Raw genomic sequence first — 10,755 nt, 5'->3', positions numbered from 1 at the left:
ACCAGTTCTATGGCCGCAGCCCCTTTGTCCCAAGACCCCCACCTCGTCCGCGAGACTCGCGAGAAAGTTCTCGAGGTTGCAATCGGTCGAGAGGTCCGCGCCCATCGCCGCAAGCAAAACATCACTGTGGCCGATCTTTCCGAGACCACGGGCCTTTCCATCGGGATGCTGTCCAAGATCGAAAACGGAAACACCTCTCCGTCTTTGACCACGTTGCAAACCTTGGCGAACGCATTGTCCGTGCCGATCACATCATTCTTTCGTGGTTTTGAAGAAGGGCGCACGGCGGTTCATACCAAAGCGGGTGAAGGCGTTGAACTGGAACGCGAAGGCACACGTGCCAACCACCAGTACAACCTTTTGGGTCACATAGGATCAAACTCCAGCGGCGTGATCGTCGAGCCCTACATGATCACCCTGAGCGAGGAATCCGACGTCTTTCCTGCTTTCCAACACGGTGGGATTGAAACAATTTACATGCTCGAAGGCGAAGTCGATTACCGCCATGGGGATCAAATCTACCCGCTCAAGCCAGGTGATACCCTGTTCTTTGACGCCGACGCGCCCCACGGCCCCGAAGAGCTCGTGAAGCTACCGTCGCGCTATCTATCGATCATCAGCTACCCTCAGAAGGCCTAAGCCTTTAGCGGTGGCTCGGTTTCTGGCTCGGGGAAAATGCCGGGGCTCGTAGGCAACCCGTCATCAAAATTCGACAGGTAGTCCAGCATCATCGGGCGGTTGTCGATAAAGCCTTTATAGGTCGCCAGTTCATCGGGTAGATCGCGAATGACTCGATGCAAACGGCGGCCCCATTTCGGCATCGTCATCAAATCCTGAAAACTGCACAGATAACAGCGGATCGGAAAGGCCAGCGCGTTGGAACGCGGCAGGCGGTAGAACGTTTGAAGTTCAACACGCAGATGTTGTTTCGCGCCGATATTTTCCGGCGTCAACGTGGTCTTCTGGACGCCCCATTTGTGGTAGTTTTCCGGAGAGGTATCGAGCAGCGGATTCACTGTCATCGTCCAGTTCAACCGACGCCCCGGAGACCCCTGCGGAATGTTGATGAGGTACTTCAACGCGCGTTTGAAAATCCCCATTTCGTTGGCTTTTGGCACAGGCGCATGCCACTCGAAAAAGTTCATTCCGATGTCAAAATCCAGCGACCAGTCAGCCTGCGTGGTGATCATGCCTGCGTCCATCCATAGGTTTTCTTCACGCTGATCCAGTAAGGCAAAGTCGCCCTGTGTCTGACGCGTGATATATTCCATAGGGCCATAAGGCAGCGTCGATTCATCCAAAAAGGTAAAGGTATCATCAATGCCAAGGGGTTTGTTCACCCAGCGCCATTGGTTGCCGTCGCGGTGAAGTTCGAACAACTCGGGATAGTCTTCGGATTTGGAAACCATGATCAGTTCGAGAAGATCCCACCCCGCCAAAGTCATATGTGGCAAGGATTGGCAGCGTAGAGGATCATCCGCCAGAACCTTGGCACGGTCCTGCATCTCTGAGACGTAGTGCTCATCCACATCGAACCGTTTTTCATAGACAGACCCATCCGGCCCGCCCTGATGCTGTTCAGCATTCATCGAATACATGTAGCTGTCTTCGTGGAAAGGAAACGGGAACCGTTTGATCGCCCATTCGGAGTTATGGAATGAATAATCGTCACGAAAGGTTTCGTCGTTGAATTGGATACTCATCGGTCAATCTCCAACAATTCGCCGACATAGCGGCTGACACAGGGCATGATTTTCTTACCGCTGGCGTGCTCTTCTTCGTCCAGCCAGTGATCGCGATGAATGAGATCACCTGCGCCGCTGACAACATCGGTTTCGCACTGCCCGCAGGCCCCGCCACGACACAAGAACGGCGCATCCACGCCTTCGCGCTCCAACGCTTCAAGCAGGCTCTCGTGCTCACCCACGGTTATCGTCTTGTCCGACTTGCACAGGCGGACCTCAAACGGGGCACCGGCGGCGGGGGCAAGGAATTCTTCGGAGTGAACGTTGGTGTCAGGCCAGCCAAGGCCGATCGCTGTGACGTGAACACCGTCGATCAAACGCTCGGGCCCGCAGACATAAGCGTGTGTGCCAAGGGGTTGCCCAACCAAGACATCGGTAAGTGGAATGCGTTCATTCGCGCTGCTGTAATAAACATGCACCTTGGTCGGGAACTTTGCCAAAAGCATATCTGCATAAGCGGCATTTTCAGGCGTGCGGGACGCGTAGTGCAGTTCCCAATTCCCGTTGGTCTGTTCGAGCTGGCCAATCATCGCCAGAAACGGTGTGATCCCGATACCGCCCGCAAAGAAGATGTGTTTCTTGGCTCGAAGGTCGAGGCTAAACAAGTTCACCGGATTGGTGAGCGTCATCGCGTCGCCCCGCGTGACGTGGCTGTGCATAAACATCGACCCACCCCGCCCTTCGTCTTCGCGGCGCACCGAGATCGCGTAGGTCGAAAGATCGGCAGGATCGGACATCAGGGAATAGGGATTAAGCCGCGTGCGCGTTCCGTCTTGCATGGTGACAACGGTATGTGCGCCGCCCGAAAACGGAGGAAACTCCGCGCCATCCGTGCGGGTGAATTCGAACCGCGTCACAAATTCGGTAACGGGGACAACTGCGCTGACCATGACGTCGATTTGAGCGGGGCCGGATTTGGTTTTCTGCGGAGCGCTCATTCGTAGATCCCCTTTGGGGTCGGTACATTTCCGGGGTCTTCGGCATCCACACAAACGCCTTGATACGCAGCCAATCGGCGAGAGTAATGATCCCGCACAAACAGGTTCAACCCGCAATGGCTGCACACGAAGGGGTCTGTTTCCACGTCCTCGGTAAACCCTTTGCAGTGCACACATTGCATCCGTCGCGCCGTTGACCCGCGGTGTTCGGTTTGGATCGCAGCGGGTGGAACGCCCGCCGATGTCGCCTCGTTTGTGGCTTGCCCCATCAGGCTTTCCGTCCCCGCAAGGTAAACTCGGAGCCCCATCTTGGCATCGCTAAGGACACGTTTGATGCGCGGCAATGACGCGTCATAGCTTGGCCCCTCGTAAAATTGTGCAGGTCCGAGCGCGCGCAATTTGTCGGCGTAATCCGCGCCAAGACTGATGAAAATGATATGCCCTGTTTTCATCAATTCCGGCGTGGCGACGTCGATGATTGCTTCGGCGCCTTGTGCATCCGCAATGAACAAATGCGACGCGCCAGTTCGTGGTTCCAACGTGCCCCAGATGGGGCGGCTTCCGATGCTGGGTGGGAATTCAAACTTCGACATGCTGCGCGCCCTTACCCTTTCGCTGTGCGGATGGATTTGTCTTGGTCGTAAAACGGCATCTCTTCAGCCGTCGCCGAAAGCTCGGTTCCGTCCGGTTGGACAACCGTCAGCTTGGTGCCTGCTGTGGCGACGCTTGGGTCAAGGCGCGCAATCGCGACGGAATAGTCGTTTAACTCAGAGGACAAACCGTAGGTGATGACACCGACATCTTTGCCGTCCGCCATCACGCGGGCGAACATTTCCATCTGATCCATGCTGTCAGACAGTTTCACGCCATAAATCTTAAAGCGTTCTTTGCCCTTCGCGGCGTAGTGGTTTTCTGCCCCGATAAAACCCTGCTTGTCGGGCGAGACCGTAAAGTCGAGGCCCAATTCCCACAGCGTGTCGCCGCAGGTTTCGTTTTCGAACGGGAAGGTTTCAGAATTATCGCCGGGGTAGAACAGCAGGTAACTTTCGATCCGCAGCATATCTAGCGTGGAGAATTGCACGGGTCGCACGCCCATGTCTTTGCCCGCGTCCAGAATGCTATCCCAGAGGTGGGTGGCATCCTTAGCGCGGCAGAAAATCTCGTATCCCCTCTCGCCCGTGTACCCCGTGCGAGAGATCATAACATCGCGCCCATAAAGGCGTGTCTGCATCAGGCCGAAATAAGCAAGATCGCGGATCGCAGGAATTTCCTGTGCCAAAAGATCAACCGAGACCGGTCCTTGTAGGGACATATCGTGCAGATCATCATCAAACAGGATTTCGCAGTTCTTACCGGCGGCAACCGACGCCAGTTGCTCCATGCCCGTGCCAGTGCCATGCACAACCAGCCATGAATTCACGGCGATATGGTAGATGATACAGTCATCGATGAACTTGCCCTCAGCGTTCAGGATCGAAGCATAGGTCGAGCGGCCCGGCGCGATTTTTTCAACGTTGCGGGTCGTTACACGGTCGATGACATAGGCTGCATCCGCGCCAACAACATGGACCTTCTTAAGGCCTGACACATCCATAAGCCCCGCTTTGGTGCGGACCGCTTCGTAGTCTGCTTTGGCGCGTTCCGGCGTGTCATCATAGAACCAAGCGGTTCCCATGCCATTCCAGTCTTCCAATTCACCGCCAATTTCAGCATGCCGATGTGCAAGCGCTGATGCTCTCCAAAGAATGGCCATTTTGATTCCCTATCCGTGTTGATCGTCTTGTTTTGCTTGCGATGATTGAGACTCAGACGCCCAACAAAAGCAAGACTGACATTCAATAAAGTTTCCTAACAGGCAAAAGGGGCCCGCATAACAGGCCCCTCTGCATCATTATTCAGCGTCTTACTTAGACTTGCCGTATTTTCTGTATTTGCTGTAGCTCTTGGCTTCGGCCTTTTGGCCAATCACCAATGCGCCAATGCACAGCGCAATTGCGATCACACTGAAGATGCCCGGCCATGCGCTGCCGTATCCCATGAAGATCGGGCCGGACACACCTTCCCAAGTCGCTGGTTCAAATGGAAATCCCATAGTCATTACTCCTTTTCATTAAGCTTTGGTTGCACTTGGGGCAGAGATGGAAATGCCCTCTGGGTAGGCTTGTGCTGGGACCTTAACGGTATCCAGACCTGCAAGTTCAGCAGCCGCAGGAACACGAAGCATGCCGAACATTTTCAACACGAACGAAGTGCCGTAACCGGTGCCAAGACCGAGCGCGATGAACACAACGGAGCCAACAAGTTGACCCATAAGGCTGATGGTTGGCGCACCTTCGCCACCCAGCGCTGGATAGCCAGCAGCCGTGATACCAAGAACCAACATACCGTAGATGCCGCATGTGCCGTGAACCGTTACAGCGCCAACCGCGTCATCAATGCCGAACTTCTCAAGGAAGGTTGCCGCAGGCTTAAGCAACAGACCCGCCCCGACCGCGATGATGAACGCCAGACCCGGCCAGTAGAAATCCAGACCGGACGCCGTGGAAATAATCCCGGCAAGTGCACCAGACATCATCCAGAACGGATCTTTGGTGAAGACCCATGCGCCGATAATACCGCCGCCGATGGCCATCAAAACGTTGAACGCCAATGCGCCAAGGTTTGTCGGGGTGCCATAGATGGTCGCGTAGTTGCCACCCCATGACCAAGCTTCGCCACCAACAACAACACAGCCCATCAAGAAGCCCCAAAACCCGACGATGATGATCATCAGCCCTGTCGCAGTCAGCGGCATGTTGTGACCCGGAAGGTCGTTTGCGGAGCCATCTTCGTTGAACTTGCCAAGACGTGGTCCAAGGTTGATCAAGACACCCAGCGCAAAGAAGGCCGCAACGGCATGCACCAAGCCAGCCGCACCGAAGTCGTGTACACCCCACTGAGTGACCAACCAGCCATCAGAGTGCCATGCCCAAGCCGCAGCTAGCGTCCAGCTGAAGCCACCAAGTACGATTGCACAGATAACAAAGCCGACTGTCTGGATACGTTCGATCACAGCACCAGACATGATAGAAGCCGTTGTCGCCGCGAACAGGGCGAACGCACCCCAGAATACGCCGTCAATCTGGTCTTCTGTGTTTGGCCCCATGTACGCGGCACTTTCACCCCAAGGCCAAGCGATGGCGTTTGCATAGGCCGCGCCGGAAATACCATTTGCGCCTTCCGAAAGCGTTAGGCCTGTCGGGAAGCCCCAGTAGACCCACCACCCAAAGAAGTAGAACGCCGGAATGACGAACGCGAACGCGAGGATGTTCTTCACGCCCGATGACAATGCGTTCTTGGCCCGTGATGCGCCCATTTCGTAGGCCAAGAAACCTGCGTGAATGATGATCATCAGAGGAATGGTGAGGTAGTAATAAAGCTCTGCGAACATCGTGTTCGTCAGATTGCCTTTCGTTTCTATGGCAGCGACCTGCGCTGCGAGTTCGGCGAGTTGTTCTTCCACGGTATCGTTCCCTTGTCAGTTTATGTTGCATTAGGCCGACCTCTTGGAGAGTGGGTCGTTCCTAAAAATGAACCATGGAGTTTTTCATCTGGCCAGAACTTTTTTGCCTGACGTGAAAATAAGTTTCCTACTGTTGATCGTTCCGAATTGCGGTGCTAGCGTCAGATTCGATCAACCTGCGATGTGCAGGGCAACAAATGAGGGTAGCTAAATGTGTGGGATTGTCGGGTTATTCCTGAAAGACAAAACGCTTGAGCCGCAATTGGGTTCGCTGTTGACAAAAATGCTCGTCACGATGACGGACCGCGGCCCAGACAGTGCGGGCATCGCAATTTATTCAAACGATTCAATGGATAAGTCTAAAATCGTGGTTCAATCGGACACGCCAGAAACGGATTTCGATGGTTTGGATGATGCCCTTGCAAAGGTTATTGGCGCGCCCGTTTCGATAAAGACCACAAGCACGCACGCTGTTTTGAGTGTTCCGCAAGGCGCGATTGAAAATGCCCGCGCGGCACTTTCTCAGGTCAATCCGGCGCTTCGGATCATGAGTCGCGGCGATACTTTGGAAATCTACAAAGAAGTCGGTCTGCCTAAAGATGTGGCGGCCCGCTTTGAGATTGAGCAGATGTCGGGCAGCCACGGCATCGGCCACACACGCATGGCGACAGAATCAGCTGTGACCACGATGGGCGCTCATCCGTTCAACACAGGCGATGATCAGTGCCTCGTTCACAACGGGTCTCTTTCCAATCACGCCAGCCTGCGCCGCAAGCTGCGCCGCGAAGGCATTCACATCGAAACCGAAAACGACACAGAAGTCGGCGCGGCCTATCTGACGTGGCAAATGCAAAATGGCGCGACCTTGGGCGAGGCCCTCGAAAGCAGCCTTGATGATCTGGACGGGTTCTTCACCTTTGTCGTTGGCACGAAGGACGGCTTTGGCGTCGTGCGCGACCCGATTGCGTGCAAACCCGCCGTCATGGCCGAAACCGATCAATACGTCGCCTTCGGATCCGAATATCGCGCCTTGGCAGACCTCCCCGGAATTGAAGACGCTCGCGTTTGGGAGCCAGAGCCCGCGACCGTCTATTTCTGGAGCCACACGAACCAGCCCACCAAAGAGAAAGCCGCTTAAATGCAAACACTAGATATGGCGGACATCGAGCTGCGTGAGATGAACGAAACGCTGCACGCACAAGCCGAAAACACCAACCAAACCTCTTGGGAAATCGTAAATCCAAAAGGTGCCCATGCGATTGCCTGCGGGTTAGACGCCCCCATTGAGGTCACCGTCAAAGGGTCCACCGGTTATTACTGTGGTGGAATGAACAAGCAGGCAACGATCAATATCGAAGGCTCCGCTGGGCCGGGTGTTGCAGAAAACATGATGAGCGGGACGGTCGTTATCGATGGTGACGCCAGCCAATACGCTGGGGCCACGGGCCACGGCGGTTTGTTGGTCATCAAGGGCAACGCATCATCGCGCTGCGGGATTTCTATGAAGGGGATCGACATCGTAGTGCACGGCAACATCGGGCACATGTCCGCGTTTATGGCGCAAACGGGCAACCTTGTTGTTTGTGGTGACGCTGGCGATGCCTTGGGTGACAGCCTTTATGAAGCCCGCCTGTTTGTACGTGGGTCTGTCAAATCCCTCGGTGCGGATTGCATCGAAAAGGAAATGCGACCTGAACATTTGGCGATCCTTGCGGACCTGCTGGAACGTGCAGGCGCGGACGCCAAACCAGAGGAGTTCAAACGCTACGGTTCTGCGCGCGAACTCTACACCTTCAAGATCGACAATGCGTACTGAGGAACAGCCATGACAGATACATCCAACGGCGCGCCTCTAACGACGCCAATCCAATCAGCAACTTTTTCCAACCCCGTAAACGCCGAAATCCGCCGTGCTGCGGCGACTGGCATCTATGACATTCGCGGCGGTGGGGCAAAACGCAAACTGCCCCATTTCGACGACCTGCTATTCCTTGGGGCATCCATGTCGCGCTACCCTCTCGAGGGGTATCGCGAGAAATGCGAGACCTCCGTGTCACTGGGCACGCGTTTTGCCAAGAACCCCATCGAGCTCGACATCCCAGTTACCATTGCGGGTATGTCCTTTGGCGCGCTTTCTGGGCCCGCCAAAGAAGCCTTGGGCCGTGGCGCGAGCCTCGCCGGCACGTCCACCACGACGGGCGACGGCGGCATGACCAACGAAGAACGTGGTCACTCTAATAAGCTGGTCTATCAATATCTGCCATCGCGCTACGGCATGAACCCCGATGATCTGCGTCGCGCCGACGCGATTGAAATCGTTGTTGGTCAGGGCGCAAAACCGGGCGGCGGCGGCATGTTGTTGGGTCAAAAGATCAGCGACCGCGTCGCCGATATGCGCAAACTGCCCAAAGGCATCGATCAACGGTCTGCTTGTCGTCATCCTGACTGGACGGGCCCTGATGATCTTGAAATCAAAATCCTTGAGCTTCGTGAAATCACAGGTTGGAAAGTTCCGATCTACATCAAAGTCGGCGGCGCACGCCCTTACTTTGACACGACTCTTGCAGTCAAAGCGGGTGCCGATGTTGTCGTATTGGATGGAATGCAAGGCGGCACAGCTGCCACGCAGGATGTGTTTATCGAAAACGTTGGCCAACCGATCTTGGCGTGCATTCGTGAATCCGTGCGTGCCTTGCAGGACCTCGGGATGCACCGTGAAGTGCAGTTGATCGTTTCAGGCGGTATCCGCTCCGGTGCGGATGTGGCCAAAGCCATGGCCATGGGTGCTGACGCAGTTGCCATCGGCACAGCGGCCCTCATCGCCCTCGGGGATAATGACCCGAAATGGGAGACCGAGTATAATGCGCTCGGTACTACGGCGGGTGCGTATGACGATTGGCACGAAGGCAAAGACCCCGCCGGTATCACCACCCAAGACCCCGAATTGATGAAACGTTTTGATCCCATCGAAGGGGGACGACGTTTGAACAATTACCTCAAGGTGATGACACTAGAAGCGCAAACCATCGCGCGCGCCTGTGGCAAAAACCATCTGCACAACCTCGAACCCGAGGACCTTTGTGCACTAACGATGGAAGCCGCCGCCATGGCCAAGATCCCCCTTGCTGGCACCGATTGGTACCCCGGCAAACCAGGCACATCCTTTTAACTGAAAACGAGGGCGCGGCCACGTGGTTCGCGCCCCATTCTTTGCTCCACAGGGAAATCCGCAATGACCACAGATCTTGCTAAATTCGCAGCCGATAACGGCGTTAAATATTTCATGATTAGCTTCACCGACCTGTTTGGAGGCCAGCGGGCCAAGCTTGTGCCCGCGCGCGCCATCGCAGACATGCAGGAAGACGGGGCCGGTTTTGCAGGGTTCGCCACATGGTTGGACCTGACACCTGCCCATCCAGATATGTTGGCGGTCCCCGATCCGGAGGCCGTGATCATCCTGCCATGGAACCGCGAAATCGCGTGGGTCCCTGCCGATTGTGTCATGGAAGGCGAACCCGTCGCGCAGGCCCCGCGCAACGTGCTGCGCCGCTTGATTGACGAAGCCGCCGAAGAGGGCATGCGCGTCAAAACGGGAATCGAAGCTGAATTCTTCTTACTGACACCCGACGGCGAACAGATCAGCGACCCGTTCGATACGGCAGCCAAACCTTGCTATGATCAGCAGGCATTTATGCGCCGCCTTGAGGTGATCCAAGAGATCAGCGATCACATGTTAGAACTCGGCTGGAACCCCTATCAAAACGACCACGAGGACGCGAACGGCCAGTGGGAAATGAACTGGGATTACGACGATGCGTTGAAAACGGCTGACAAGCACAGCTTCTTCAAGTTCATGGTCAAAACCGTCGCGGAAAAATACGGTTACCGCGCCACGTTCATGCCCAAACCCGTTGAGGGTCTGACTGGCAATGGCTGCCACGCCCACATCTCGGTCTGGGATCTGGACGGCAAAACCAACGTTTTCGCGATGGAACCTAACGACAGCAGCCAGACAGCCGAACTCGGCCTGTCCGAAAAGGGCCGCTCGTTCCTTGGCGGGATCATGAAACACGCCAGCGCCTTGGCCGCCATCACCAACCCGACGGTCAACAGCTACAAACGCATCAACGCGCCGCGCACGACATCCGGTGCAACTTGGGCGCCTAACACGGTTACTTGGACAGGCAACAACCGCACACATATGGTGCGCGTTCCCGGTCCGGGCCGCTTTGAATTGCGCCTTCCAGACGGCGCGGTAAACCCATACCTATTGCAGGCCGTTATCATTGCGGCGGGCCTGTCAGGTGTGCGCTCCAAGGCAGACCCCGGCAAACGCCACGACATCGATATGTATGCAGAAGGCCACAAAGTGCGCGGCGCGCCCAAACTGCCCCTCAACATGTTGGACGCCTTGCGCGACTACGACAAAGACAAAGGGCTAAAAGCGGCGATGGGCGAAGAATTCTCTGCCTCTTATCTCAAAATGAAGATGCAGGAATGGAACAGCTTTGTTGGGTTCTTCAGCCAATGGGAAAAGGACAACACATTAGATATTTGATGTGCTCAAAGT

Annotated in this window: 11 protein-coding genes; 5 read left to right on the top strand and 6 right to left on the bottom strand. The window is 55.6% G+C overall.

The features are described from left to right. The first annotated feature begins 9 nt into the window (after positions 1-9). Positions 10-639: an XRE family transcriptional regulator gene (locus tag KO486_RS00605; protein WP_216035288.1), complete on the top strand. Its 630-nt coding sequence runs from the start codon at positions 10-12 to the stop codon at positions 637-639. Here KO486_RS00605 and KO486_RS00600 read toward each other — a convergent pair. From KO486_RS00600 to KO486_RS00575, 6 genes are all read right to left on the bottom strand, one after another. After that, positions 636-1,703 (bottom strand): DUF3445 domain-containing protein, encoded by a 1,068-nt coding sequence (locus KO486_RS00600; protein ID WP_216035287.1) that lies wholly within the window; start codon positions 1,701-1,703, stop codon positions 636-638. The two genes, KO486_RS00605 and KO486_RS00600, sit on opposite strands and share 4 nt — an antisense overlap. After that, positions 1,700-2,683, bottom strand: coding sequence for a PDR/VanB family oxidoreductase (locus tag KO486_RS00595; protein ID WP_216035286.1), 984 nt, complete (start codon positions 2,681-2,683; stop codon positions 1,700-1,702). Before KO486_RS00595 ends, KO486_RS00600 begins: the two co-directional genes overlap by 4 nt. Continuing rightward, positions 2,680-3,276, bottom strand: a complete 597-nt coding sequence (locus KO486_RS00590) for a dimethylamine monooxygenase subunit DmmA family protein (RefSeq protein ID WP_216035285.1) — start codon at positions 3,274-3,276, stop codon at positions 2,680-2,682. The genes KO486_RS00595 and KO486_RS00590 overlap by 4 nt, the downstream gene beginning before the upstream one ends. A gap of 11 nt (positions 3,277-3,287) precedes the next feature. After that, entirely contained in the window at positions 3,288-4,436 is a 1,149-nt protein-coding gene (locus tag KO486_RS00585) for an aminomethyltransferase family protein (RefSeq protein WP_216035284.1), read from the bottom strand. A gap of 150 nt (positions 4,437-4,586) precedes the next feature. Continuing rightward, positions 4,587-4,775 (bottom strand): hypothetical protein, encoded by a 189-nt coding sequence (locus KO486_RS00580; RefSeq protein ID WP_216035283.1) that lies wholly within the window; start codon positions 4,773-4,775, stop codon positions 4,587-4,589. An 18-nt stretch (positions 4,776-4,793) separates the two neighbouring features. Continuing rightward, positions 4,794-6,185, bottom strand: a complete 1,392-nt coding sequence (locus tag KO486_RS00575; protein ID WP_216035282.1) for an ammonium transporter — start codon at positions 6,183-6,185, stop codon at positions 4,794-4,796. Between the two features lie 211 nt (positions 6,186-6,396). Between KO486_RS00575 and KO486_RS00570 the strand changes: the two genes are divergently transcribed. From KO486_RS00570 to glnT, 4 genes are all read left to right on the top strand, one after another. Beyond that, positions 6,397-7,323 carry a glutamine amidotransferase family protein gene (locus KO486_RS00570; RefSeq protein ID WP_216035281.1) on the top strand — a complete coding sequence of 309 codons (927 nt, stop codon included), beginning with the start codon at positions 6,397-6,399 and terminating at the stop codon, positions 7,321-7,323. Beyond that, positions 7,324-8,001 (top strand): GXGXG domain-containing protein, encoded by a 678-nt coding sequence (locus KO486_RS00565; RefSeq protein ID WP_216035280.1) that lies wholly within the window; start codon positions 7,324-7,326, stop codon positions 7,999-8,001. It abuts the gene before it with no gap. Between the two features lie 9 nt (positions 8,002-8,010). Beyond that, the gene (locus KO486_RS00560) at positions 8,011-9,354 is read left to right on the top strand and encodes an FMN-binding glutamate synthase family protein (RefSeq protein ID WP_216035279.1); all 1,344 of its coding nucleotides are present in this window, start codon (positions 8,011-8,013) and stop codon (positions 9,352-9,354) included. A gap of 63 nt (positions 9,355-9,417) precedes the next feature. After that, the gene (glnT, locus tag KO486_RS00555) at positions 9,418-10,743 is read left to right on the top strand and encodes a type III glutamate--ammonia ligase (RefSeq protein WP_216035278.1); all 1,326 of its coding nucleotides are present in this window, start codon (positions 9,418-9,420) and stop codon (positions 10,741-10,743) included. Positions 10,744-10,755: the final 12 nt, after the last annotated feature.

This window comes from Octadecabacter sp. B2R22 (assembly GCF_018861045.1).
GTDB lineage: Bacteria > Pseudomonadota > Alphaproteobacteria > Rhodobacterales > Rhodobacteraceae > Octadecabacter.
This window is presented reverse-complemented; position numbering and strand designations above follow the sequence as displayed.

Coding starts and splice junctions, on each gene's coding strand:
- KO486_RS00605 (WP_216035288.1), top strand. CDS start 10: ATGGCCGCAGCCCCTTTGTCCCAAGACCCCCACCTCGTCCGCGAGACT.
- KO486_RS00600 (WP_216035287.1), bottom strand. CDS start 1,703: ATGAGTATCCAATTCAACGACGAAACCTTTCGTGACGATTATTCATTC.
- KO486_RS00595 (WP_216035286.1), bottom strand. CDS start 2,683: ATGAGCGCTCCGCAGAAAACCAAATCCGGCCCCGCTCAAATCGACGTC.
- KO486_RS00590 (WP_216035285.1), bottom strand. CDS start 3,276: ATGTCGAAGTTTGAATTCCCACCCAGCATCGGAAGCCGCCCCATCTGG.
- KO486_RS00585 (WP_216035284.1), bottom strand. CDS start 4,436: ATGGCCATTCTTTGGAGAGCATCAGCGCTTGCACATCGGCATGCTGAA.
- KO486_RS00580 (WP_216035283.1), bottom strand. CDS start 4,775: ATGGGATTTCCATTTGAACCAGCGACTTGGGAAGGTGTGTCCGGCCCG.
- KO486_RS00570 (WP_216035281.1), top strand. CDS start 6,397: ATGTGTGGGATTGTCGGGTTATTCCTGAAAGACAAAACGCTTGAGCCG.
- KO486_RS00565 (WP_216035280.1), top strand. CDS start 7,324: ATGCAAACACTAGATATGGCGGACATCGAGCTGCGTGAGATGAACGAA.
- KO486_RS00560 (WP_216035279.1), top strand. CDS start 8,011: ATGACAGATACATCCAACGGCGCGCCTCTAACGACGCCAATCCAATCA.
- glnT (WP_216035278.1), top strand. CDS start 9,418: ATGACCACAGATCTTGCTAAATTCGCAGCCGATAACGGCGTTAAATAT.